The sequence below is a fragment of the Pseudarthrobacter sp. L1SW genome (assembly GCF_020809045.1).
Lineage (GTDB): Bacteria > Actinomycetota > Actinomycetes > Actinomycetales > Micrococcaceae > Arthrobacter.
In genome coordinates, this window is record NZ_CP078079.1 from 3,960,117 (window position 1) to 3,985,049 (window position 24,933).

The following is a 24,933-nucleotide window of genomic DNA, read 5'->3' on the forward strand; positions in this document are numbered from 1 at the left end:
AGGCACGTTTCCCGCCTCTGGACGTAGCAGTCCGCCGGCGGGCCGGCATGGCGCCGGACATCCCGGCGGGCCTGGCAACCGGCAGAGAATGAGGACCTTCAGTGCAGAACTTCCCAGGAGTAGGCGTCAGCCCAGGCCGCGTCATCGGCACCATCCGGCAGATGCCCAAACCCATCAGCGAACCTCCCGCCGGCGAGCAGCTGGCGCCGGGGACCACCGCGGAGGAAGCAACCGCAGCCCTGAAGGCAGCCTCCCAGGCCGTGCACGATGAACTGAAGGACCGTGCCGCCCACGCCACCGGTGACGGAAAGGCCGTCCTGGAAGCAACGGCGCTGATGGCAAAGGACACCATGCTCATCAAGGGTGCCGCCAAGCTGGTGGCACGCGGCACGTCCGCCGAGCGGGCCATCTGGGAGTCCGGCTCCTCGGTTTCCGAAATGCTCCACAACCTGGGCGGCTACATGGCAGAACGCGCCACGGACGTCCTGGACGTCCGGGCACGGATCGTCGCCGAACTGCGGGGCGTGTCCGCGCCCGGCATCCCTTCGTCCACCACCCCGTTCGTCCTGGTGGCCGAGGACCTGGCCCCGGCTGACACTGCCACCCTGGACCCGAACAAGGTCCTGGCGCTCGTCACCGCAGGCGGCGGCCCGCAGTCCCACACGGCCATCATCGCCCGGTCCCTCGGCCTTCCCGCCGTCGTCGCCGCGGTCGGCGTGGATGAACTTCCGGACGGCACCGAAGTGTATGTGGACGGCGCCGCCGGCAACATCACCGCCGAACCCGACGAATCCCTGCGCGCAGCGGCAGAGGCGTGGGCGGCCACGGCGTCCCTGCTTGCCGAATTCAGCGGAACGGGCGCGACGGCGGACGGCCACCTGGTGCCGCTGCTCGCCAACGTGGGCGGCGGCAAGGACGCCGAAGCGGCCGCCAAGCTGGGCGCCCAAGGCGTTGGCCTTTTCCGCACCGAATTCTGCTTCCTGGAGCGTGACACCGAGCCCAGCGTCGAAGAGCAGGCCGCTGCGTATAAGAGTGTCTTTGATGCTTTCCCAGGCAAGAAGGTGGTCCTGCGCACGCTGGACGCCGGAGCGGACAAGCCGCTGCCGTTCCTGACCGACTCCACCGAGCCGAATCCCGCCCTGGGTGTCCGCGGCTACCGCACGGACTTCACCACTCCCGGGGTCCTGGATCGCCAGCTGGAAGCCATCGCACTGGCGGAGAAGCAATCAGAAGCGGACGTGTGGGTCATGGCCCCCATGATTTCGACGGCGGAAGAGGCTGCCCGGTTCGCCTCCATGTGCGCGGACGCCGGCATCAAAACACCCGGCGTGATGGTGGAGGTCCCCTCCGCGGCCCTCACCGCCGAAGCCATCCTCCGCGAAGTGGCCTTCGCCAGCCTGGGCACCAATGACCTCACCCAGTACGCCATGGCCGCCGACCGCCAGCTCGGTCCGCTCGCCAACCTCAACACCCCCTGGCAGCCGGCCGTCCTGCGCCTGGTGGGGCTGACGGTGGAAGGATCCCGCGCGGAAGGAAACAACAAGCCGGTGGGCGTCTGCGGCGAGGCAGCCGCGGACCCGGCCCTCGCCGTCGTCCTTACCGGCCTGGGCGTGAGCACGCTGTCCATGACGGCGCGGTCCCTCGCTGCCGTGGCAGCCGTCCTGAAGACAGTGACGCTGGAGGAGGCACAGCAGCTGGCCAAGCTCGCCCTGTCCGCCCCCAGCGCTACCGAAGCCCGGGCCTGGGTCCGCGAGAAGCTGCCGGTCCTGGCGGAACTCGGGCTCTAACCGAAACGCTAGGCCTCAGGAGCGGCGGTCTTTTGGCGCGGTGCCGGCAGGGCCACCGCCCGCACCCATCCGGTGATGATTTCCGCGGCAGCGTCCGGGGCAGTGTGCTGGACAACGTGGCCCTGCCCCGGGACCTCCGCCATGCTGCCGTGGGGAGCCACCCTCGCCAGGCGTTCGCACCAGGGACGACGCGCAACGGGGTCCTTGCCGCCGCGGAGGACCAGGACGGGCTGGCTGACAGCTGCCAGCCTTTCCTCCATGGGGTAGGCCATCATCACCGGCAGTTCAGTGAGGTACCAGCGCGGGCCCGCCCGGAAGTAGTCGCTAAAAACGAGAGCGTTCGAGGTGAGGGACTCACTGAACAGCGCGTCACGCGTGAGCGCCAGGGCCTGTTTGGTGACTGTTTTCCTGGGCGTGTCCACCACAGGCCCCATCAGCACGGCACCGGCCACCCTGCTGGGTTCCCGCAACGCCAGTTCCACGGCAAATTGCGTACCCATCGAATGGCCCACCACCACATAACGGGAAACGCCGGCCTCTGTCAGGACGGCGCCCACGAACGCGGCGAAGTCCTCGACCTGCAGCTGATGCTGGGGCCTCGACGCCTTTCCGAAGCCGGGAAGGTCGAAGGTATAGACGTCCGCTTCCTTTGACAGTTCCAGGTGCAGCCGGGCCAGGTACCGGTGGGAGACGCCGATGCCGTGCAGCAGCACGTAGGCAGGCCGGTCCTGGTGGTTGATGGGGAGAACTGACGCGTAGAGCTTGCCCTCCAGTCCTCCCGCTTTAACGTCGCGGCCGCCAGTAAGTACCATCTGCCGAGCATACCGCCCCGGGCAGGCAGAGCCGCCGGTAGGCTGGTGCCATGGCACTGATCGCTCCCCGCCCCACGGGCGCCCTCCCCCCTGAAGACGCTGAAAAGCTGCGCCGGGCGCTGGAAGGCAGCGATGACATCACCGTCTTCGTGGACGGCACCGTCCATCGGCTGCCGCCGCTGGCGAGGGACGCCGTCGTAGACCTCCTCCGCCGCTTCAGCCGCGGCGAAGCGGTAACCGTCAGCAGTGTGGAGGACATGCTCACCACGTCCAAGGCAGCAGAGCTGGCCGGCATTTCCCATACCTTCCTGCGGAACATGACCGATCGCGGCGAGATACCCGTGGAATACCGCGGCAGCCACCGTCGGATTCCACGCGCAGCCATCATGAATTGGCTGGAAGGGCAGAAGAAGGCCCAGCAGCGCGCGCCGGAAGGCACGCAGGAACAGGACGCCTAGATCCTGGGCCGCCCCGCCCAGCGCCGCATCTTCAGTGCAGAATGAAGCTCCAGGCGGGGCATCCCCTTCAGCGGATCCACGCCGAGCAGTTGCCGGATCCTGCCCAGCCGGTTGTAGATGCTGCTGCGGTGCAGGTGCAGCCTGGTGGCCACGTCCTGGACGGAGCCGTCGTTGTCGTACAGGAGTTCCAGGACCGGAAGCAGCTCGCCGTTGCGGTCATGGTCCTCAAGCATGCGGTAGTACACAGAACCGCTGTCAGCCCAGGCGCTGGCACCTCCCCCGGCAGAGGCCAGGAGCTGGTAGACCCCGGCGGCCCGGCAGTCCACCAGCTCGCCGAGCTGCGGGTCAACCGCAGCCGCTTGGGCCGCGACCTTCGACTGCCGGTATGCCGCCGCAAGCCCCCGCGGCCGGCCAAAACCCTCGCTGATGCCCAGGATGATGCGGTCCACCGGACGGCCGGAGCGCTTGGCGAGCTCCAGCTGGTAGTGGACCAGCACCTGGGCATGGTTGGCCCTGCCGGACAATTCACGGAACAGCACCACGGAATGGGTTTCCGTCCCGGCGCTGAACAGTGCCGTGTCCACGCCGATCGTCGCCTGGAGTGCGGCTGAGCGATGGATCAGCGTGGACGCAATGGGGTCGGATCCGCCGGCCCAGCCATCGGCGTCGAGCACTGTGACCATCTGCCAGGGACCGCGGCCCTGGATCTCCTTCCACCCGGCGACGGCGGCCACCGCGTTGGGCTCGCCGGCGCAGGCAGCCAGGAACTCCCGCTCACGCCCGCGCCGGAATTCAGACTCGGCTGTATTCGAATCCAGCAGGAGCCCGGACAGCGTTTCCAGCTCGTGGTTGACGGCCGGCAACTGGGTGAGGATCGCCGTCGGATTTTCATCGGCGGAGTCCTGCTGCACCCACAGGTATCCCACCCGGAAGCCGCGAACCATCAGCGGAACGCACACCCTGCCCAGCATGCCCAGGTCCTGGTTGGCCGGCACCACCACCGGACGGACTGCGGTGGCAATGCCGTGCGAAAGCTGCCAGGCGCTGACGTCTGCCGGGACTTTCTTGCTCAGCAGGAAGTTCACCCGGACGCGGTCCGCGTGGGACTGGTTGGAGCTGTAGGCCAGCAGCACACCGTCCAGGTCCTCCAGTGACAGGCCGCGGCCCAGCTTCTGCGCCACCTGTTCAACCAGCTGTTCCACACCCTGCTGCTGCATGGGCCAACATTACTGCTTGCACGGGTTCCGGGACGAACGGACATGAGGCGACACCTGCCGCCCCAGTGCGCGACAAACGTCTAGTCCACGGGATCCAAAACCGCGTAATCACGCGGTTCCCGTGCAGGCCGCTCGCCACTTCCTTGTCAGCTGGCTCACAACCGGATTTATCGTTGATACACGAAATCCTTCCGCACTTTCCGGCTCAAGAAGCCGAGAACCTGGAGCCCACGATGATCATCGGCGTCCCCAAAGAAATCAAGAACAACGAGTTCCGGGTGGCCATCACCGCCGCCGGCGTCCACGAGTTCGTTTCCCACGGCCACACCGTGCTGGTGGAGCGCGGCGCGGGGCTCGGCTCCGGCATCACCGACGAGGAATACTCCATCGCGGGTGCTGAGATCGTCAATGAGGCCGACGACGTCTGGGGCCGTGCCGACATGGTCATGAAGGTCAAGGAGCCGATCAAGGCCGAGTACCACCGCTTCCGCAAGGGCCTGATCCTCTTCACGTACCTCCACCTGGCTGCGGAGCCCGAGCTCACCCGCGAACTCATCAACTCCGGCGTCACCGCCATCGCCTACGAGACCGTCCAGGAAGGCCGCACCCTCCCGCTGCTGGCCCCCATGTCCGAGGTAGCCGGCCGGCTCTCCGTCCAGGTGGGCGCCGCGTCCCTGATGGCACCCGCCGGCGGCAAGGGCGTCCTGCTGGGCGGCGTTCCCGGTGTCCGCCCGGCCAAGGTGGTTGTCCTCGGTGCGGGCGTGGCCGGCACGAACGCCGCAGCCATGGCGCTTGGCCTGGGCGCCGACGTCACCATCCTGGACATCAACATCAACCGGCTGCGCGAGCTGGATGCCCAGTACCAGGGACGGCTCAAGACCGTGGCGTCCAACAAGTACGAGATCGAAAAGTCCGTGGTGGACGCGGACCTTGTGATCGGTTCCGTCCTGATCCCCGGCGCCAAGGCCCCCAAGCTGGTCACCAACGACCTCGTGGCCCGCATGAAGCCCGGCTCAGTCCTGGTGGACATCGCCGTGGACCAGGGCGGCTGCTTCGAGGACACCCACCCCACCACGCACCAGGAACCCACGTACAAGGTGCACAACACCATCTTCTACTGCGTGGCCAACATGCCCGGCGCCGTGCCCAACACGTCCACCTACGCGCTGACCAACGTGACCCTGCGGTACGCCGTGGCACTGGCCAACCTGGGCGTCAAGGCAGCCTTCGACCGCGACCCCGCCCTGGCCGCTGGCCTCAACATCGCCGCCGGCCACGTGGCACACCACTCCGTGTCCGAGGCCCACAACCTGCCGCTCGTCGCTGACTGGCACGAACTGGTCTCTGCGTAGCCCTCTGTGCTGCCGGAACGGCAGTCATCCAACGCGTGCTGCTTCCCCGCCCTGACGCACGCTTTCCGGATGGCTGCCGTTCCGTCGTTAAGCCCTGCGGCCGGCCAGGTCGCGTGCTTCTTCTATTAGTTTGAGGGCCTCGACGGCGTCCCCCGGGTTTACGGGAAGCGGCAGGGCTGAGCCCGTGCCGCCGTCGAGGATCTTGTCCGCGAGGATCCGGTAGAACTCGGGGTAGGCGCCGCGTTCGGTGGGCAGGGCGTCGAGGTGGCCGTCGCGGCCCAGCAGCCCTGCCCACTCCGGCGCCTCCTGGCCGTATTCCGCGTCCAGGGGGCTGCCGCCCGCGGCGATGTAAGGCTCCTGTGGGTCCACGCCTTTCTTGGTGAACCCGCAGACGGAACCGAGCACGCGGAACCGCGGGCCCTGCTGGGGGCACATCATGTTCATGGTGAGGTGGCTGAAAACACCGGACTTGTGGCGCAGTACCAGGAACACGTCGTCGTCGGCACGCTCGTCAGACCTGCGTGCCTTCAACTCCGCGTGCACCACGGAAGCCGGGCCAAAGAGCTGGAGTGCCTGGTCGATCAGGTGGCTGCCCAGATCGAACAGCGTACCGCCGCCTTCCGCCGCCGTGGCGCGCGCCTTCCAGGCCTTCGCAATTGCCGGCGACCACCGCTCGAAACGGGACTCGAACCGCGTGACCTTGCCCAGCGCCTCAGCGGACAGGAGTTTTTGCAGCGTCAGGAAGTCGCCGTCCCAACGCCGGTTCTGGAAGACCGTCAGTACCCGCCCCAGTTCCTCCGCCAGCGCCACCAACTCCTGGCCCTGTCCACTCGTGACGGCGAACGGCTTGTCCACCACCACATCCAGGCCCGCCTCCAGCGCCGCCTTGGCCAACGGGTAGTGGGTGGCCGGCGGTGTTCCCAGGACAACCAGGTCCACTTCATCCGCACGGGAAAGGACGGCCTGGCCGTCCGGCACCGTCCTCACCCCCGGATACCGGGCAGTGGCTGCCCGCTGCCTTTCCGCGTTGGACGTGGCGATGAGGTCCAGCGAGTAGCGGGGGTCCGTTGCCAGCAGGGGGGCGTGGAACACACTTCCGGAAAGCCCAAAACCCACGACGGCGGTGCGGATGGTGCGTGCGGCGGCTTCGGTTCCGGTCATAGGACTTACGCTACTCCCCCCAGCCGGTGAGAGAGCGTGTGGGAAAAACCCGCGTTAAGTGAGAGAGCGTGTGGAATGGCAAAGGCCGGCACCTCCTGTGTCCAGGAGGTGCCAGCCTCTGCTTTAGTGGGCTGAACTGAGCCTAAGGACGGTGGGTTACTTCTTCTTTTCCCAACCGATGGTGGTCCAGTCCGGAACCTGGGAGAGGCTCTGGAACAGGGAAGGACCGTAGTTGGCCAAGCCCGTGCGGACAAAGGAGATCTGCGGGCCGTTCATGACCACACCCATGGAGAAGTACTTCGCCATGTGCTCCTTCTCCACGTCCATCGCTGCCTTGTTCCGGGCGGCGTTGTCCTCGATGGAGGCCAGATCGGCGATCTTCTTGTCCAGCTCGGCGTCGCCCAACTGGTTCTCGTTGGTCTTGGAGTCGTAGTACTGCTTGACGGCGGACGTGGCGTCCGCGCCCACGGTGTAGCCGGAGACGCTCATGTCGAACTCACGTGACCCCAGGACCTTGCCGAAATCGGCAGAGGCGCGCTGGTCGATTCCAACATCCATGCCGCCGGCCTGGAGCTGCTTCTGCAGGGTCTGCGTGAAGGCGAGCGTGGTGGGGTCGTCACCGAAGTTGCTGATCTTGAAAGCGGCCGGCTTGCCGTCCTTCTCCATGATGCCGTTTGCGTTCGCGGTGTAGCCGGCGTCCGTCAGGACCTTCTTGGCGGCGTCCGGACCGGTTTCCTTGACGGGGTAGTTGTCCTGGTAGTACTCGGAGAAGGGCAGCAGCATCATGGAACCGGAGCTGGGCTCTTCCCAGTTCAGGCCGTTGAAGCGGACCTTCCGGAGGGCCTCGCGGTCAACGGCGGCGAAGATCGCCTCGCGGACAGCCACATCGGTGATGCGCTGGGCGTTGAGGTTCATGCCGCCGGCAAACAGGCGCTGGCCGCGGCGGACCTCGGAGTCCTTGGTGCCTTCAAGCTGCTTGTAGAGCGAGATGGTGTTGGCGGACATGGCGTCGATCTCGCCGTTCTTGAAGGCTGCGATCTGGGCGCTGGTCTCAAGCTGGCGGAACACCACGTTTTCCAGGACCGGCTTGTTGCCCCACCACTTCTCGTTGGGAACCAGGGTGACGGTCTTGGCTGCGGTGTCGTACTGGTCCAGCTTGAACGGACCGGCCATCCACTCCGGGTGCAGTTCGCCGTTGAAGCCCTCGTTGAAGACCTGGGGGCTGTTCACGGCGGGGTGGATCAGGCCAAAGAACAGGTCCTCCAGCGGATACACCGGCTGGCTGGTCTTGACGATTACTTCCTTGTCGCTGCTGCCGGCTTCGACGGATTCCACGAACTCGTACGCTCCCGAGCTGACGATGTCGTACCCGGCATCGGGGCTCTTCAGGATGTTCCAGGTGTTTTGGAAGGCCTTGACGTCGATGGGGGTGCCGTCGTTGTAGGTGGCCTTCTCATTGACCTTGATGGTGATGGTCTGCTTGCCATCATTGACGTCGTTTTCCACGGACTCGCAGAAGTCCCTGTTGGGGGACGCCTTGCCCTCGAAGTCGAGCTTCCAGCAGCCGCCGATGCCGCCGCTGTTCACGGCCACCGGGTTCATCGGGATCTGCAGCGCGGAGTTGTCCGCGCTGTTGCCGTTGTTGGAGAACCCGTTGAAGTCCGGGCCGATGTTGCCCAGCGGAAGGGTGACCTTGCCGCCCTGTTCAAGATCGGCTGCAGGCTTCTCATTGATGCTGATGAGCTTGGACAGGTCGCTGCCTGCCTCCTGGCCCTTGGCCGTTTCCGGCCCGGTGGACCCGCCACCGCCGCCGCAGGCCGTCAGCGCCAGAGCCGCGGCAATGGCCGCCGCCCCGCCGATCCTGTTCAGATTCCTCATGGTGTTCCCTTCGTTGTTGCGAGTGGTGGTGCTGGTGATGGGTCGGTTAAACCTAGGGTGCGTGGTGGTCCGCAGCTTCATGGACCACCAGCATGTCCTCGTCCAGTTCCCCGTCGGGAAAGAAGCAGGCGAAGCGCTGGTCCAGGGCGGGCAGCGGGTGCGCCGCCAGCGCCTGGGCTGCTTGCGACGGCCGCACGGGTTCCAGGGGAGGTTCAAGGGTCAGGCATTTTTCCTGCTTCGCCGGGGGCAGCGCTGCGAAGACCGGGCAGCGGGTGGCGAAGTTGCAGCCTTTGGGTGCATCCAGCGGCGAGGGCAGGTCGCCCCGGAGGATGATGCGTTCCCGGGTGCGTTCCAGCTGCGGGTCCGGGACGGGGATGGCCGAGAGCAGGGCGCGGGTGTAGGGGTGGCGGGGGTTGTCGAACACGCGGTCCACCTCGCCGATTTCCACGATCTTGCCCAGGTACATGACGGCTACCCGGTTGGAGATGTGCCGGACCACCGAGAGGTCATGGGCCACCAGAAGGTAGCTGAGGCCCAGCTCAGCGCGGAGCTTGTCGAGGAGGTTGATGACGCCGGCCTGGACGGAGACATCCAGGGCGGAGACGGGCTCGTCAAGGACCACGAGTTTCGGGTTCACGGCCAGGGCCCGGGCTATGCCGATCCGCTGGCGCTGGCCGCCGGAGAACTGGTTGGGGAAGCGGTTGACGTGGTCCGGCTGCAGGCCCACCAGCTTCATGAGTTCCATGATGCGTTTCTTAATGGCCTGCCGGTCCATGCCCGCGTTCTGGAGCGGTTCGGCCAGCACTTCGTAGACCGTGAAGCGTGGATCCAGTGCCCCGGTGGGGTCCTGGAACACCATCTGGAGTTCACGGCGCATGGCGCTCTTGGTCCGGGCGTCGGCGGCCTGCTTGTTGCTGATCCCGCCAATCACCACCTCGCCGTCCTGGTCCTTGTGGAATTCCATGATTTCCAGCAGCGTGGTGGTCTTGCCGGAGCCGGACTCGCCCACAATGGAGAAGCACTCCCCCTCGCGGATATCGAAGCTCAGTCCGTCCACTGCCTTGACGGTGCCGATCCGTTTCTTGAGCAGCGCGCCCCGGGTGAGCGGGAAGTGCTTGCGCACGTCCTTGAGCTGCAGGACTGTTGAGCGCTCCTCCCGCGGTATGGCGTCGAACCGTGAGACGGACACGGGTGGGGCGGCGAAGACGTCGCGGGCATCGACGTCGCCGCCCAGGGACTCCGACTTGATGCAGGCCGCGCTGTGGTACGCGCTGCCCGGTACCGGGACGAGCGCCGGTTCGCCGTCGAGGCACGCGTCCGACGCAAGGGGGCAGCGGGGGGCGAACGAGCAGCCGGTGGGCGCGTGGACCAGGTTGGGCGGCATGCCCTCAATGGGGACCAGCGACGCCTTTTCCGCGACGTCAACGCGCGGCACGGCGCCGAGCAGGCCCATGGTGTAAGGCATCCGCGGGTTGTAGTAGAGGTCATCCACCGCGCCCGTCTCCACCGGCTTGCCGGCATACATCACCATGATGTCGTCGGCCATGCCGGCCACCACGCCGAGATCGTGCGTGATCATCACGACGGCGGCACCGGTCTCCTCCTGCGCGGTATGCAGCACCTCCAGCACCTGGGCCTGGATGGTGACGTCCAGGGCCGTCGTCGGCTCATCCGCGATAAGGACCCGCGGGTTGTTGGCGATGGCGATGGCGATCATCACGCGCTGGCGCATGCCGCCGGAGAACTCGTGCGGGAAGGCCCTGAGGCGTTCCTTGGGGCTGGGGATGCCCACCATGGCAAGGAGTTCGACGGCGCGGGCTTCTTTCGCCTGCTTGCTCATGGTGGGGTTGTGGATGGTCAGCGCTTCGATGATCTGGTTGCCGACGGTGTAGACGGGCGTCAGCGAGGACAGCGGATCCTGGAAGACCATGGCCAGCTCGTTGCCGCGGTACCCGCACATCGCTTTGTCGCTGAGGCCCAGCAGCTCCTTGCCGTTCAGTCGGACGGAGCCGGTAACCCCTGCCGTCTCGGGGAGCAGGCCCATGATGGCAAGGGACGTGACCGATTTGCCGGAACCGGACTCGCCCACGATGCCCAGCGTCCTTCCGGGCATCAGGTCGAAGTCCACTCCCCGGACGGCGTGCACCACGCCGTTCTCGGTGTTGAAGCGGACGTTCAGGTCCCGGACGGACAGGACGGCGTCCGTGGGGGCGTGGAAGCCTGCGACGTGCAGCCGCTCCGCCGCTGACTGGGGCTGTCCAACCGGCCCGGCGGCAGTTTCGCTGCTCATGAGGCGTTCCCCTTCACACGGGTTTTCAGGGCGGTGCGCTTCCTGGCGCTGCCGGACGAACTGGAGCTGGGGTCGAAGGCGTCCCGCAGGCCGTCGTTCATCATGGCCAGGGATCCGGTCAGGAGGAACATAACGGTCAGCGGCACCCAGAACATCCAGGGGAAAGTCTGCACCTGGGACGTGGCTCCGCCGATCAGCACGCCGAGGCTCACGTCCGGAACCTTGATGCCGATGCCGATGAAGGAGAAGGCAACTTCCGCGAGGATGGCGCCGGTGACGCCCCGGGTGATGTCCAGGACCAGGAGTGAGCCGATGTTGGGCACCAGGTGCCGCCATACGATCCTGCCCGCCGGGACGCCCATGTACTGGGCAGCCTTGACGAAGTCCCGCTGCATCAGGGACATGGACAGCGACCGGATCAGCCTTGCCGTGCCCATCCAGCTGAAGACGAGCAGGACGATGATCAGCAGCAGCCACGAAGGCAGGTTCCGCCTGAGCCCTTCGCCTCCGCCGCTGGTGGCCACCGCCACTACCAGGAGGGCCGGCATCATAATGAGCGCTTCGAGGATGAAGAGCATCACCTTGTCCACCTTGCCGCCAAAATAGGCCATGGTGCACCCGTAGACAGCGGCGACGAGGACCGAGACGAGCCCGACAATCAGGCCGATCAGGATGGAGATCCGCGTGCCTTCCACCGTCATTGCGTAGAGGTCGATGCCCGCCTGGGAGGTGCCCAGGTAATGCTCAGCGGACGGCGGCATGCCGATATTGAAGGGGTCGATGGTTTCCTTGTCCCACTGGGTGAAGTATCCGCCCACAAAGGAAAAGAGTGTCAGGGCAAGGAAGATGGCAAGGCCTGCCACGGCCGTCTTGTTCCGCATGAAGCGGCGGAAGATGATGGTGTTCTTGCCAATGACGACGTCGGCGTTCTCCAGGTGCGCGTCCTGGGCGACGGCGGCCGGATCCACGGCGTTGAGGTTGGTCACGGTTACTGCACCCGCACTCTCGGGTCAACAAGGGTGGTGGCGAAATCCGCCAGGATGGCTCCCAGGGCGAAAATGACCGAGCCGTACGCCAGGGTGGCGGTGGCGGCATTCACGTCCTGGAGCGAGATGGCGTCGATGCTCCACGAACCCACGCCGGGCCATGCGAAGATCTTCTCCGCGAAGAAGCCGCCGGCAAAGATGGCCGGGATGGTGAAGGCGATGCTTTGGGCCACCGGGATGAAGGAGACCCGCAGCGCATGCCGGGAGATCGCCTGGTTGCGGGTCAGGCCCTTGGCGCGGGCCGTCCGGACGAAGTCCGCGTTGACATTGTCCAGGAGGTACTGGCGCTGGGCGATCTGGTAGGACCCCCAGCCCACCAGCGTGATGGCCACGGTGGGAACCGCGTAGTGCGCAAGCATGTCGATGAACTGGGCCCAGCCAGGCTCCATCCCGGGAGTGGAGATGCCGGTCACGAAGAAAATCCGCTCGCCCACGGTTTCGTTGATGTTAATGGCGCCCAGCTGCACCAGGAAGTACGCAATCGGCGCGGGCACGATGTAGGCAAGGTAGCTGTACGAGGTGATGGCCCGGTCCTGGAACTTGTACTGGCGCGCGGCCGAGTAGACGCCCAGGGCCACCCCGATCACCAGGGTCAGGATGATGGAGGCCAGGAAGAGCCGGGTGGAGATCCAGACGCGGTCCCCGAACTCGGCGTTGATGAAGGCTCCGTTGGGGCTGCGGCCCCAGTCCCAGCGCGTCACGATCGCGGTGAGCCATTCGACGTACCGTTCCCACGGGCTGAGATCCGGATCGAGGCCCTTCAGCCGCATGGAGTTTGCCACCTGCTCCGGGGTGGGACGGGGAATCCGTTCCTGCTCCAGCAGCGCGGGCTTCAGGGAGCTGACCGCCAGGAAATATCCCGCCGAGGTGGTCAGGAAGATCATGAAGATGTACGTGATGCCGCGCTTGGCGAGGTACCTGAGCATGAGGCGCTATTTCCGTTTCGCCGCCACGGGCCGGGGGAAGGAGCACAGCGGTATCCACTGGCGCGCCGGGGTGTTGGGCCTATCAACAATCACGTGCTGGATCCTTCCGTCATCCCCGGTTAAGCGGGGGTTGTGCCGCGTCATCGGGTCCTCCACCAGCGGGTAGCTGGCCTCCCGCAGCCTTGGCAGGCCAGGTCCTGGTGGACTATGTCGCGGGTCACATTCCAGAGGAAACTATCACAAGCCCGAAGCGAAAATGCGGGCGCACGCGCGGAAAGTTACCCGCCCGTATCAGATCGTTATGAATAAGTTTGTGAAGTCCGTGTGACTGGACGGACGGTTCGGAAATGCCGTAATCTACGCGCCGCGGACCACCCGTGTGACAAGCTCCCGCCACGAGGCTGCGAGGCGTTCGGGCGTGACGCCGTGGACCTTGACCAGGGTCAGCAGCCGTTCCGGATCAAGGGTGGCGCTCAAGGAGCCGGCCATCAGCCAGGGCTCCGGCTCGAATCCCTCTTCCCGGAGCAGCACCTCGATGTGGCGGTGCCAGAGTGCCGCCGGGGGCGCTTCGAAGCGTCCCCGCAGTGCGTTTTCCGCGGCGAGCACCAGCTCGCCGAATTCCATCACGTATGCGATTCTTTCGGCACCGAAGGCGATGAGCCGCTCCAGTCCGGCTGCGCCCGGCCCCAGCGGCGGCGGCCCGAACATGAAGCGCGCTTGGAAGGCGGCCTCGGATTCGCTCAGGAGGGTCAGCATCAGCCCGGCCCGGCTGCCGAACCGGCGGAAAACGGTGCCTTTGCCCACACCGGCGTGTTCTGCGAGCCTGTCCATGGTCAGCCCCTGGGGGCCGCATTCCTCAATGAGCTCCTGCGCGGCCTTCAGCAGGCGCTCCCTGTTCCGGGCGGCATCGCGGCGTTCAGGGGAGGGCTCCGGGGTCAGTCCGGGCCGCAATGGGATGAAGCTCACAACAGTTATTCTACGGCCCGGGAATAATAAGCGGACCGCAGTCCGTTTAGTCTGGTGAAGGCAGCAAATGCCTCAGCTTTCAACCCGGCCGCGGCCCTCCCGCAGCCCTGACCCAGGAGTTCCCATGACCATGAGCACCGTCCTTACCCTCGTCGGCAGCCTCCGCGCCGACTCCACCAACCAGAAACTGGCCGAAGCCATCCAGCTGAACGCACCGGAGCAGGTGGACGTGGTGATCCACGAGAGCCTGGGCAACATCCCTTTCTACAACGAGGACATCGACGTCGAGGGCCAGGTACCCGAGGCAGCGGCCGCGCTGCGCGCCGCCGCCAATGAGGCCGACACGCTGCTGCTCGTGACTCCGGAGCACAACGGCACGGTGCCCGCCGCACTGAAGAATGCCATCGACTGGCTGTCCCGCCCCTTCGGCGCCGGCGCCCTGGCCGGCAAGCCCACCGCCGTCGTCGGCACTGCCTTTGGCCAGTACGGCGGGGTCTGGGCGCAGGACGAGGCCCGTAAGGCTGCAGGCATCGCCGGCGCCCAGATCCTTGAGGACGTCAAGCTCGCCGTGCCCGGCTCCATGGTGCGCTTCGCCGAACTCCACCCCAAGGACGACGCAGAGGTAGTGGAGCAGATCAAGGGCGTTTTCGACGCCCTCGCAGCCTCCCAGCCCGCAGCCTAACCAGCTGCCCTCCGCGGTGCCCGGTGCAGGGATCTGCGCCGGGCACTTCTGTTTGCACCGGCACCTTCCACCCGCCGGCCGCGCCGGCTCTGGCTGCAGCGTACGTTCGTTGCTAGCGTGACGGAATGAGCCCGTCGAAGACCCCGGCCGAGACCCTCACCATCGCCGGCACCGAGGTCCGCATCTCCAGCCCCGACAAGATGGTATTCCCGGAACCGGGGCTGACGAAGCTGGACCTGGTGCAGTACTACCTTTCCGTCGCGGAGGGCGCACTGCGGGGTGCGGGCGGGCGGCCGATGGTCCTCAAGCGCTTCCCCAAGGGCATCGGCGCCGAGCCGTTTTTCCAGAAGCGCGTGCCGGAGAACCACCCGGACTTCATCGAGACCGCAACACTGCACTATGCGTCCGGGACGTCTGCCGAAGAGGCGGTCATCCGCGACGCCGCGGGCCTGGCCTGGGTGGTGAACCTCGGATGCCTGGACCTCAATCCGCATCCCGTGCGCGCGGAGGACCTGGAGCACCCTGACGAGCTCCGCGTGGACCTCGATCCGATGCCGGGTGTGGACTGGTCGCAGATCGTCGACGTCGCCTATGTGGCGCGGGAGGTTCTCGGCGACGCCGGCCTGGTGGGCTGGCCAAAGACCAGCGGTTCGCGCGGCCTCCACATCCTGGTGCGCCTCGCGCCGCAGTGGTCCTACCGTGACGTGCGGCTCGCCGCCGAGACCCTCGCCCGCGAGGTGGAAAACCGCGCCCCCGGCCTGGCCACCGCGCGGTGGTGGAAGGAGGAGCGCGGGGAGAGCGTGTTTGTGGATTTCAACCAGAACGCAAAGGACCGCACCGTGGCATCGGCCTACTCCGTCCGGCCCCTGCCCGACGCCCGGGTCTCCACGCCGCTCACCTGGGACGAGGTCCGCACCGCCCGCCCGGAGCAGTTCACCGTCCGAACGGTGCCGGGACGCTTTGCCGAAACGGGTGACCCGCACGCCGGGATCGACGGTGCCGCGGGCAGCCTCGATGCGCTCCTTGCACTTGCTTCCGAGCTGGGCCCAGCCGAGAAAGCGCCGCGGGCCGGGGACGGCTCGGGCCGCCGCCAGTCCGTGATGCCGCTCATCGAGGTGGCACGGACCAGGACCAAACCCGAAGCGCTGACTGCCCTTGAGGAATGGAAATCCCGGCATGCCGGCCTCGTTCCGGCCCTCCATCCGGCAGATGTCATGGTGGACGGGATGCGCGGATCGAGCTCGCTCTGGTACCGGGTGCGGATAAACCTGCAGCACGTCCCCGAGGCGGAGCGTCCGGGCCAGGAGGAACTCATCGCGGACTACGATCCCTGGGCGGGCAGGGAGTGGCCGGGCCAGCCAACTCCCTGACTGCGGCCCTGACAGCGGCCCTGACAGCGGCCTTGAGGGCCGCAGTTCCGTGACCAACTCTTGTCCCAACCGGTACCTTCCCGGCATTCCCGCCCCAAAACCCCGGCCGTAACGTTAATCCACCGGACCGGACGATGGATTGCGGTGCAGGCATGCCAGCAGGGTGGAGCGCAGGAAGACGCAGGGCAAGGCTGCGGGCAGTAGCCGCCAGCCTGATGCTTCCGTTGTGGCTCGGCGCCTGCGTGGTCCAGGGTTCCCAGGAGTCCACACAGCCTTCATCCGCCCCGCTGCCCCTCAACCGGAGCGCGCCGGCAGCAGGCCCGCAGTCCCTCACCCCGGCACCGCAGCCCCAGCCTGCCGCGGGGCAGGAGACCACTCCCGCCCCACCCGTGGACCAACCCCCTTCCAGCAACGGTGCGGGGACAGATGCGCCGGCCACAGCTGCGCCCGCAACGGCCAGCACGCCCGGGAAGAGGGCAGCGAAAGGATCCCTCCCGGAAGGCCCCGCCACCGGCGAAGCGCCGGGAGGCACGGTGACGGCGTACTACGTCCTCGTGGACGACGGCGGCAGGAACGGAGTGCGTTTTGGCTGCAATGACAGCCTGGTGGGCATAGCCCAGGCGAGCTCCGCCGACGAGCCGCTTCCTGCTGCGATCGGCGCGCTGTTGGATTCTTCGGACGGAGCAATGCGGACGCACGAACCGGAGGCCTACAACGCCCTGGACCAGTCGCGGCTCAGGTTCCTTTCCGGCAGCTTCGACGGCACTACCGTCACTGTTTACCTCGCCGGGGTCCTGAGGCCCCGCGGAACCTGCGACGTGCCCCGCATGGAAGCCCAGCTGACGCAAACGGCTGTGGCTGCCACGGGCGCCATCAGGGCGGAAATCTACGTGAATGGTCGCAGCCTCGCGGAAGCCTTGAAGCTCGGCCAGGGCTGACTTACTTCCTGCGGCAACTACCCAAGGTGGCTCATAGATATACAAGTGTTGCCTTTTGGGCAACACTCCGCGGTATCCTGATGATGTGAGCCACGAAACACTTGACGCCGCAGCAGGGACGCTGCCGGCCGAAGCCATTGATGCCATTGAGCGGGCAGCAACCTCCGCCCACCGCCACGACGAGCTGTTCTCAGAGCGCGCCGCGAATATCCGCCAGTCAGCGGTGCGGGATGTCTTTGATATCTCCATGCGCCCAGGCCTCGTCTCGCTCGCCGGCGGCAGCCCCTACCTGCAGTCCCTCCCGCTGGAGCGGCTCGCCGCGACGGCCGCCCGGATCATCGCGGAAGACGGACTGACGGCCCTGCAGTACAGCAGCGGGCAAGGATCCGAGGAACTCCGCGCCCAGATCTGCGAACTGATGGCCGTCGAGGGCATCCTCGATGCCAGGCCGCAGAACGTGGTAATCACCGCCGGCTCGCAGTCCGCGCAGGATATCGCCACGAAGCTCTTCTGCAATCCCGGCGACGTGGTCCTCGTGGAGGATCCCACCTACGTGGGTGCACTGAACACCTTTGAGGCGTACCAGGTGCAGGTGGAAACCGTCGAAATGGACGAGTCCGGCCTGGTGCCGGACCTGCTGGAGGCACGGATCGCGGCGCTCCAGATGGCCGGAAAGAACATCAAGTTCCTGTACACCATCCCCAACTTCAACAACCCCTCCGGAATCACCCTGGCGAGGGACCGGCGCCAGCAGGTGGTGGATATATGCCGCAACGCGAATATCCTGGTGGTCGAGGACAACCCCTACGGCCTGCTTCGCTTCAGTGGTGAGCCGCTGCAGCCGCTCCGCGCCGAGAACCCGGACGACGTGATCTACATGGGTTCCTTCTCCAAGATTTTCGCTCCGGGACTCCGTATCGGCTGGGCCCTGGTTCCGGAGCACCTGCAGCGCCGGTACTACCTGGCGGCCGAATCCGTAACACTGTGCCCGCCGGCCTTCAACCAGATGCTCATTTCGGCGTACCTCCGCGACTACGACTGGCGGGGCCAGATCGAGACCTACCGGAGGCTCTACGCCGAACGCTGCAGCGCCATGCTCGCTGCCCTGGCGGAAAACATGCCGGCCGGAACCACGTGGACCAGCCCCGAGGGCGGGTTCTTCGTGTGGGTGACGCTGCCGGAAGGCGTGGACACCTATCCCCTGCTGCACAAGGCGATCGACGCCGGAGTGGTGTTCATCCCGGGGGCCGCCTTCACGCCGTCTGACGAGCCATCCAACAAGCTGCGGCTGGCCTTCAGCGCCGTGCCCCCGGAAGCCATCGCCGAAGGGGTGCGCCGCCTGGCGCCGGTGCTTCAGGAAGCCATCGCCGCGCTGTAGCCTTGGCCTGACCAGCGCCAACGAAACCAAGCAAAGGAGCAACATGAGCGGAATCATCGTCGTCGGTGTGGACGGCAGCGCAACTGCAAAGAAGGCCGCAGGGCAGGCCCGGGACCTCGCGGCAGCCCTCGGTGCTTCCCTCCATGTAGTGTCCGCTTTCGACAGCGACCGCACGGAGGTCTTCGGCAGCGGCAGCGACCGGTGGATCGTGTCCGACGCTGACGCCGCCGAGCATGTGGCACGGACCGTGGCGGAGTCCCTGGGCCGGGACATCAAGATCACGTACTCCGCCGCCCGCGGCAGGCCGGCCGACGCCCTCATCAAGGAAGCGCTGCGCACTGAAGCGCGGATCATCGTGGTGGGAAACCGCAGGATGCACGGGATTGGCCGCGTCCTTGGCAGCGTAGCCAACAGCGTTGCCCACAACGCCCCCTGCGACGTGTACATCGCCAACACCTACGACGCCGACTAGCAGTTACCGCCGACACTCCCCCTGGTGGCGCATATCGCCAAGGGGAGTGTCTGTTCTCACGGCCTTTCCGGGGTTCCCGCCCGAGGCTCAAAGATAAAATTGGATAAGCCCCCAATGGTGCGGACACCCCCACCCGCCACCACCCAAAGGCTCGAATGATTACTCTCCAGCGCCGCCATCTGGCAGGCCACGACATTCTCCTGGCCCGCCACGGCAACCACATCTGCTCCATGCGGGTTGACCGGACCAATGACCGGGTGGTTGCCCTGCTGGACGACGGCAGCGTGGACAGCGCGCCGAACCTCATCGCCCCCGGCCTGAGGCTTCCCGAGACCATGGGCAGCGTGCTGCGCGAGGACTGGAAGCTCCTCACCGCCTGGGCCGGAATGGCGGCGGCCATGGCAGTACTCCTGACGGGCGCGGCAGTGGTTCTGGGGACCACCGCGGACCCCGCCGCCCTGGAGATGCTGGCTGCGTACACGTCCTACTAGGGGCGAAACCCACCTCCTGCGGGACGTCGGCCTAGGGCACCATCCAGCCGTCCAGCGCCCACCAGATCCCGGCCATTACCACACCGCCGAACAGGGATCCGGCTATTACCTGCGCCCGCGAATGCGCCCGCAACACCACGCGGGACCAGCACACGGCAGGCACCAGGAGCAGCAGCGGAAGCCACGCCGGGCCGAGCATGAGCACCGCGATCACGGCTGAAGAGGACACCGCCGCCGCATGCCCGCTGATCTTCCAGAAGGGGCTCACGGCGGCCAGCACCACCACCCCCGCCACCACGGCAAGGACCATTGCCACCACGCTCTGCGGCGCCCCGGCCGCTTCCAGTACCAGGAGCCCGGCCAGGATAGACACCAGCGCCATGAGCAGCACAGGCGCACGCTGCCGGCGGTCGCTGACGTGGTGGTCCGTCACCTTCCCCATCCGCACCAGCAGGAGAAGCAGGAACAGCGGGAGCACGCAGACAAACAGGGCGGCCAGCGCGCCGTAGCCGAGGGTTCCGGGGAATCCCGGCTGCGTCATGGGGCTGATCAGCAGCTGGAGGCTCACCACCACGGGCGGCTGGAATGCCTCCGTCAGCCATCTCGCGGCCCGGTTTTTCAGCCGGATGGTGCTGCTGTTGACGGCCATGTGGTTGCCCTAGTCCAGGAGGAGCGCCGGCTCCTCCAGGATGGCGGCGACGTCGGCCATGAAGCGGGCGGACAGGTCGCCGTCCACCACGCGGTGGTCGAAGGACCCGCCTAGGGTGGTGATCCAGCGCGGGATCACTTCCCCGTCCAGGACCCAGGGCTTCTGCTTGATGGTTCCGAAGGCCACGATGGCTACCTCGCCCGGGTTGATGATGGGTGTGCCGGTATCGATCCCGAGGGCACCAATGTTGGTGATGGTGAGCGTGCCGCCCTGCATTTCAGCGGGCTGGGTCTTCCCTGCCCTTGCGGTCAGGGCCAAATTGTTGAGCGCCAGGGCCAGTTCCTTCAGGGACAGGTCCTGCGCGTTTTTGATGTTCGGCACCATCAGCCCGCGCGGTGTTGCTGCCGCAATACCCAGGTTCATATAGTGCTTGACCTGGATTTCCGCGGCATCTGTCCCGTCCACGTTGTCCACCCACGTGGCGTTGACGCTGGGATTCCGCGCGGCTGCCCAGATCACAGCCTTGGCCAGGATGAGCAGCGGCGAGACTTTGATGCCCTCAAAGTCCCGTGAGGCCTTGAGTCGCTTGACGAATTCCATGGTGCGGCTGGCATCAACGTCCACGAAGATGCTGACGTGGGGTGCTGCGAACGCGGAGTCCACCATGGCCTTCGCCGTGGCCTTGCGGACGCCCTTGACGGGGATCCGTTCGATCCGCTGGTCCTGCGGCTTGCCGGCCTTGCCCCAGAAACCGTCCGCCTTGTCCAGTTCCGCGTCCCGCTGGGCCTGGTAGCTGACCAGGTCCTCCCGCGTGACCTCGCCGCGGGATCCTGTTGCCACCACGTCGGCCAGGTCGATGCCCAGGTCCCGGGCGATCTTGCGCACCGGCGGCTTCGCCAAAACCTTGTTCACCAGGCCGGTGATGGTGCCGCCCAGCGTAGGGCGGTTGTCCACGGCACCGCCGGCAGTTTGGCCGGGCACCTGCGTCGCACTGCCTGCCGGCGTCCCCGGCCCTGCGGACACCTCTGCCGGCGTACGGGGCTGGACCGGCTCCACCTCCGGGGCATTGACGGACAGCGAGCCCGCCGGGCCGCTGGTGGTGGAGCTCGCCGAAACCCTTGGGCGCCGCTTGACGGCGTCCGCCTTCGGTCCCGAGCCAACCAGGGGGCCCCCGGCCAACGCACTGTCCGCGCCCGTGGCACTTCCTGTTGTGCCGCCGTCGGACGCCGGAAGCTTTCCGTAGAGCGGCTGGACGGGAGTCTCAGGCGCGGGGACGTCGGCGGGCGTGGGGTCCCCGGAGACGTCGTCGCTGACGCTGATGATGGCCGTGCCGACGTCGATGGTCACCCCTTCCGGCACCAGCAGTTCCGTGACGGTCCCCGCAAAAGGGGAGGGCAGTTCCACCAGGGACTTGGCCGTCTCGATCTCGCACAGGACGTCGTTAATGGCGACGGCGTCGCCCGGCTTGACCTTCCAGGAGACGATTTCGGCCTCGGTGAGGCCCTCGCCGACGTCGGGCAGGTTGAACTTGTTGAGAGTCATGGTGTCCTCGGTTGGAGAGCCTCAGTAGGAGAGGGCGCGGTCCAGCGCCTCCAGGATGCGGTCGATGTCCGGAAGGTAGTCTTCCTCCACCTTGGCAACCGGGTACGGCATGTGGAATCCGCCCACGCGGATCACCGGGGCCTCAAGTGAATGGAAGGCGCGCTCACTGATCCTTGCCGCAATTTCGCCGCCGATGCCGCCGAAGGTGGGGGCCTCATGGGCCACGATCAGGCGGCCCGTCTTCTGCACGGAGGCCGTGACGGTATCGAAGTCCAGCGGTGAGATGGACCGGAGGTCGATCACCTCCACGCTGTGCCCGTCCTCCTCCGCCGCGTTGGCAGCGGCCAGCGCAACCGGAACGAGGGGGCCGTAAGCCACCACGGTGGCGTCCGTGCCGCTGCGGAGGACGTGGGCCTTGAAGGGGTCCCCTGCCTGGCCCGGCGCCGCGACGTCCACCTCGCCCTTAAGCCAGTAACGGCGCTTGGGCTCGAAAATAATGACCGGATCCTGGCACTCCACGGCCTGCTGGACCATCCAGTACGCGTCATGCGCATTAGACGGCGTGATGATGCGCAGGCCGGCAGTGTGCGCGAACAATGCTTCCGGGGACTCCGAGTGGTGCTCAACCGAGCCGATGCCGCCGCCGTACGGGATGCGGATGACCACCGGGACAGTGAGGTTGCCGTTGCTGCGGGCGTGCATCTTGGCCAACTGCGTGGTGATCTGGTTGAAGCCGGGGAACACGAATCCGTCGAACTGGATTTCGCAGACGGGCCGGTAGCCGCGCAGCGCAAGGCCGATGGCGGTTCCGATGATCCCGGATTCCGCCAGCGGGGTATCAACCACCCTGTCCGGGCCGAACTCGCCGATCAGTCCGTCCGTCACCCTGTAGACGCCGCCCAGGGGCCCGATGTCTTCACCCATCAGCAGTGATTTGGGATTTTGGGTGAGGGTCGCGCGGAGGCCTTCGTTGATGGCCTTGGCGATGGTCATGGTGGTCATCAGTGGCCTGCCTTTGCTGCTGCCCGGGCCTCTTCGCCAGGTTCCCCGTCTGCGAACCCTGCGCTGTATTGCTCAAACCATGCAAGTTCCTCCGCCACCAGGGGGTGGGCTTCGGCGTAGGTGTTGGCGAACGCGGAGCGGATGTCGGGGGTTTCGAGGTCATGGGTGGTGCGCCGGACGTAGGCGGCGAGTTCATCGCCGTCGGCCTTCACCTTCGCGAAGAAGGCGTCGTCCGCCAGGCCCTCCGAGCGGAGGTATTTCTCCACGCGGGCCAGCGGGTCCTTGGCCCGCCAGGCGTCCTCTTCTGAGGACTGGCGGTACTTGGTGGGGTCGTCGGCAGTGGTGTGGGCGCCCACGCGGTAGGTGAAGGCCTCGATCAGGACCGGGCCCTTGCCTTGGCGGGCGTGCTCCAGGGCCCATTCCGTGACGGCGTGGACGGCGATCACGTCATTGCCGTCCACGCGGATTCCCGGGAAGCCGTATCCCTTGGCGCGGTTGGACAGCGGCACGCGGGTCTGGACGTTGGTGGGCACCGAAATTGCCCAGTGGTTGTTCTGGCAGAAGAACACCACCGGGGCGTTGTAGGAGGACGCGAAAACCATGGATTCGTGGACGTCGCCCTCGGAGCTGGCGCCGTCGCCGAAGTAGGCGATGACGGCGGCGTCCTCCCCCGCACCGGCCGCGCCCGTTGCTGCTGCCAGCTTCTGGTCGCGCTGGATGCCCATGGCATAGCCGACGGCGTGAAGCGTCTGGGCGGCAAGGACCAGTGTGTAGAGGTGGAAGTTGGTGTCCTTCGGGTTCCAGCCGCCGTTGGAGACTCCTCGGAACTGCCTGAGGAGTTCGGCCAGGTCCACGTCGCGGGTGAGGGCCACGCCGTGCTCGCGGTAGGTGGGGAAGATGTAGTCCTGCGGCTGGCTGGCACGGCCGGAACCGATCTGCGCCGCTTCCTGTCCGGTCAGCGGGACCCAGAGTGCCAACTGCCCCTGGCGCTGCAGGGCCGTTGCCTCGACGTCGAACCGGCGGATGGCCGCCATGTCCGCGTACAGGCCGCGGAGGGCCTCCGGAGTGATCTTCTTCGCATACTCGGTGAAGACGGGATCGAAACCCAGCTTTCCGTCCGGGCCCAGGAGTTGGACCATCTGCGCCGGAGGCTCGCCCATGACTGCCTCGGCATCAGCCTCGCGCTGGTCGTCTACCGCTGTTTCGTCGAACTCGGTGGAAGGCAGATGTGTGCCCATACCGTCTCCTCGCTTGCCGCATGCGGATGCAGTGCAATGTCGCTGGGATATATGCCTCAAGAGGAATAGATTCCCGGCGCGGCATATATATTGCTGTACTGATCCTAACTTTATCTTCAGTAGGTAGCCGCAGAGCTACTTGTTAAGCGCTAGGAACCCCGTGGCGCCTTTGTATAGTTCGCACACAGCTGGAGGAACCGGGTGTTCGCCTCGACCTCGCCGATGCTCACCCTGACCCCTTCGCCGGGGAATGCGCGGACGGAAAGGGCCCGAGACCCGGCCAGCTCGGCGAACTCGGCACTATCGGCGCCCAGGTCGAGCCAGACGAAGTTCCCCTGGGCGTCGGGAACAGCCCAATCCAGGCTCCGCAGTCCTGCCGTGACCCGCTCGCGCTCATCAACCAGGCTTTGTACCCTTTCTACAACCTGGGGGTAGTTCTGCAGCGAAACAATCGCGGCCTTTTCGGCAATCTGCGACACGGCAAAGGGGGTTGCGGCCACCCTGAGGTGCTGCGTCAGCCCGGGGTTGGCCACGCTGTACCCCACCCGCAGCCCGGCCAGCCCGTGCGCCTTGGAGAAGGTCCGGAGTACCACCACGTTGGGGTACTTGCGGTACATGTCGAGTCCGTCCACCGCTTCGTCGTCCCGCACGAACTCCTGGTAGGCCTCGTCAATCACCACCACCACGTGGGGTGGGACGAGCCGGATGAATTCCTCGGTCTCGGCTGTGCGGAGGGCTGGGCCGGTGGGGTTGTTGGGTGTGCAGAGGAGGACCATCTTGGTCCGGGCTGTCACTGCCGCGGCCATCGCGGGGAGGTCGTGGCGGCCGTCCGGGGTGACGGGGATGCGCACGCTTTCCGCGCCGGAGAGGCCCACGCTGACGGGGTAGGCCTCAAAAGAGCGCCAGGCATAGACCACCTCGTCCGGCGTGCCGTCGTCGTTCCGTCCCGCGAACGTGGCCAGGAGCTGGTTCAGGGCGCCAAGGCTGCCCGCGCCGGTGACGATGTCCTCCGCGGGGACCCCCAGGAACGTGGACAGCTCGCCGCGCAGCCTGCTGCTGAGCGGGTCCGGGTACCGGTTGAAATCGGTCTGGTGGGCAATGGCTTCCAGGACCGCGGGAAGCGGGGGCAGCGGATTCTCATTGGAGGACAGCTTGTAACTGGCCAGCCCGTCAACGGCGGCGGGGGGCTTTCCGGCGGCGTAGCGGGGCAACCGGGCCACCACCGGACGGGGCTGGACACCGCCCGTCACAGTCTCAGATGACGTCATGCAGACCAGC

At 66.5% G+C, this 24,933-nt stretch carries 22 protein-coding genes; 9 read left to right on the top strand and 13 right to left on the bottom strand.

What is annotated here, in order from left to right:
• Nucleotides 1–101: 101 nt before the first annotated feature.
• Nucleotides 102–1,787, top strand: a complete 1,686-nt coding sequence (ptsP, locus tag KTR40_RS18330; RefSeq protein WP_228404677.1) for a phosphoenolpyruvate--protein phosphotransferase — start codon at nt 102–104, stop codon at nt 1,785–1,787.
• An 8-nt stretch (nt 1,788–1,795) separates the two neighbouring features.
• Here ptsP and KTR40_RS18335 read toward each other — a convergent pair whose 3' ends face one another.
• On the bottom strand, nt 1,796–2,599 hold the full coding sequence (locus tag KTR40_RS18335) for an alpha/beta fold hydrolase (protein WP_228404679.1): 804 nt from the start codon (nt 2,597–2,599) through the stop codon (nt 1,796–1,798).
• A gap of 50 nt (nt 2,600–2,649) precedes the next feature.
• Between KTR40_RS18335 and KTR40_RS18340 the strand changes: the two genes are divergently transcribed.
• On the top strand, nt 2,650–3,057 hold the full coding sequence (locus tag KTR40_RS18340; RefSeq protein ID WP_228404680.1) for a helix-turn-helix domain-containing protein: 408 nt from the start codon (nt 2,650–2,652) through the stop codon (nt 3,055–3,057).
• On the opposite strand, the gene KTR40_RS18345 is transcribed toward KTR40_RS18340, so the two are convergent.
• Nucleotides 3,054–4,274, bottom strand: a complete 1,221-nt coding sequence (locus tag KTR40_RS18345; protein ID WP_139030927.1) for a CdaR family transcriptional regulator — start codon at nt 4,272–4,274, stop codon at nt 3,054–3,056. The two genes, KTR40_RS18340 and KTR40_RS18345, sit on opposite strands and share 4 nt — an antisense overlap.
• A 233-nt stretch (nt 4,275–4,507) precedes the next feature.
• Between KTR40_RS18345 and ald the strand changes: the two genes are divergently transcribed.
• Complete coding sequence (gene ald / locus KTR40_RS18350) at nt 4,508–5,626, top strand: alanine dehydrogenase (RefSeq protein WP_228404682.1); 1,119 nt, start codon at nt 4,508–4,510, stop codon at nt 5,624–5,626.
• Nucleotides 5,627–5,713: 87 nt separating this feature from the next.
• Here the strand turns inward: ald and KTR40_RS18355 are convergent, their stop codons facing one another.
• The 6 genes from KTR40_RS18355 to KTR40_RS18380 all read right to left on the bottom strand — a co-directional run bounded on the left by KTR40_RS18355 (nt 5,714) and on the right by KTR40_RS18380 (nt 13,893).
• Nucleotides 5,714–6,787 (bottom strand): Gfo/Idh/MocA family oxidoreductase, encoded by a 1,074-nt coding sequence (locus KTR40_RS18355; RefSeq protein WP_228404684.1) that lies wholly within the window; start codon nt 6,785–6,787, stop codon nt 5,714–5,716.
• A gap of 156 nt (nt 6,788–6,943) precedes the next feature.
• Nucleotides 6,944–8,665, bottom strand: a complete 1,722-nt coding sequence (locus KTR40_RS18360; protein WP_228404686.1) for an ABC transporter family substrate-binding protein — start codon at nt 8,663–8,665, stop codon at nt 6,944–6,946.
• Nucleotides 8,666–8,717: 52 nt separating this feature from the next.
• On the bottom strand, nt 8,718–10,955 hold the full coding sequence (locus KTR40_RS18365; RefSeq protein WP_228404688.1) for an ABC transporter ATP-binding protein: 2,238 nt from the start codon (nt 10,953–10,955) through the stop codon (nt 8,718–8,720).
• Nucleotides 10,952–11,941 (bottom strand): ABC transporter permease, encoded by a 990-nt coding sequence (locus KTR40_RS18370; RefSeq protein ID WP_228404690.1) that lies wholly within the window; start codon nt 11,939–11,941, stop codon nt 10,952–10,954. Before KTR40_RS18370 ends, KTR40_RS18365 begins: the two co-directional genes overlap by 4 nt.
• 2 nt (nt 11,942–11,943) lie before the next feature.
• Nucleotides 11,944–12,927 carry an ABC transporter permease gene (locus KTR40_RS18375; RefSeq protein WP_139030932.1) on the bottom strand — a complete coding sequence of 328 codons (984 nt, stop codon included), beginning with the start codon at nt 12,925–12,927 and terminating at the stop codon, nt 11,944–11,946.
• A 357-nt stretch (nt 12,928–13,284) separates the two neighbouring features.
• Nucleotides 13,285–13,893, bottom strand: coding sequence for a TetR/AcrR family transcriptional regulator (locus tag KTR40_RS18380; RefSeq protein ID WP_228404692.1), 609 nt, complete (start codon nt 13,891–13,893; stop codon nt 13,285–13,287).
• 124 nt (nt 13,894–14,017) lie between these two features.
• On the opposite strand from KTR40_RS18380, the gene KTR40_RS18385 reads away from it, so the two are divergent.
• The 6 genes from KTR40_RS18385 (at nt 14,018) to KTR40_RS18410 (ending at nt 19,224) form a co-directional block, all read left to right on the top strand.
• Nucleotides 14,018–14,575 (top strand): NAD(P)H-dependent oxidoreductase, encoded by a 558-nt coding sequence (locus tag KTR40_RS18385; protein ID WP_228404694.1) that lies wholly within the window; start codon nt 14,018–14,020, stop codon nt 14,573–14,575.
• 125 nt (nt 14,576–14,700) lie between these two features.
• On the top strand, nt 14,701–15,945 hold the full coding sequence (ligD, locus tag KTR40_RS18390) for a non-homologous end-joining DNA ligase (protein WP_228404695.1): 1,245 nt from the start codon (nt 14,701–14,703) through the stop codon (nt 15,943–15,945).
• A gap of 152 nt (nt 15,946–16,097) precedes the next feature.
• Nucleotides 16,098–16,883 (top strand): hypothetical protein, encoded by a 786-nt coding sequence (locus KTR40_RS18395; protein ID WP_228404697.1) that lies wholly within the window; start codon nt 16,098–16,100, stop codon nt 16,881–16,883.
• Between the two features lie 85 nt (nt 16,884–16,968).
• Nucleotides 16,969–18,261 (top strand): PLP-dependent aminotransferase family protein, encoded by a 1,293-nt coding sequence (locus KTR40_RS18400; RefSeq protein ID WP_228404699.1) that lies wholly within the window; start codon nt 16,969–16,971, stop codon nt 18,259–18,261.
• A gap of 43 nt (nt 18,262–18,304) precedes the next feature.
• Nucleotides 18,305–18,733: a universal stress protein gene (locus tag KTR40_RS18405; protein WP_139030937.1), complete on the top strand. Its 429-nt coding sequence runs from the start codon at nt 18,305–18,307 to the stop codon at nt 18,731–18,733.
• 155 nt (nt 18,734–18,888) lie between these two features.
• Nucleotides 18,889–19,224, top strand: coding sequence for a hypothetical protein (locus KTR40_RS18410; protein WP_228404701.1), 336 nt, complete (start codon nt 18,889–18,891; stop codon nt 19,222–19,224).
• A gap of 31 nt (nt 19,225–19,255) precedes the next feature.
• On the opposite strand, the gene KTR40_RS18415 is transcribed toward KTR40_RS18410, so the two are convergent.
• From KTR40_RS18415 to KTR40_RS18435, 5 genes are all read right to left on the bottom strand, one after another.
• A complete protein-coding gene (locus tag KTR40_RS18415) occupies nt 19,256–19,873 on the bottom strand; it encodes a phosphatase PAP2 family protein (protein WP_139030939.1) in 618 nt (205 codons plus the stop codon).
• A gap of 9 nt (nt 19,874–19,882) precedes the next feature.
• A complete protein-coding gene (locus KTR40_RS18420; RefSeq protein WP_228404703.1) occupies nt 19,883–21,415 on the bottom strand; it encodes a dihydrolipoamide acetyltransferase family protein in 1,533 nt (510 codons plus the stop codon).
• Nucleotides 21,416–21,436: 21 nt separating this feature from the next.
• The gene (locus KTR40_RS18425) at nt 21,437–22,417 is read right to left on the bottom strand and encodes an alpha-ketoacid dehydrogenase subunit beta (protein ID WP_228404705.1); all 981 of its coding nucleotides are present in this window, start codon (nt 22,415–22,417) and stop codon (nt 21,437–21,439) included.
• Nucleotides 22,417–23,655: a pyruvate dehydrogenase (acetyl-transferring) E1 component subunit alpha gene (pdhA, locus tag KTR40_RS18430; protein ID WP_139030942.1), complete on the bottom strand. Its 1,239-nt coding sequence runs from the start codon at nt 23,653–23,655 to the stop codon at nt 22,417–22,419. The genes KTR40_RS18425 and pdhA overlap by 1 nt, the downstream gene beginning before the upstream one ends.
• A gap of 149 nt (nt 23,656–23,804) precedes the next feature.
• Entirely contained in the window at nt 23,805–24,923 is a 1,119-nt protein-coding gene (locus KTR40_RS18435; RefSeq protein ID WP_228404706.1) for a histidinol-phosphate transaminase, read from the bottom strand.
• Nucleotides 24,924–24,933 lie beyond the last annotated feature (10 nt).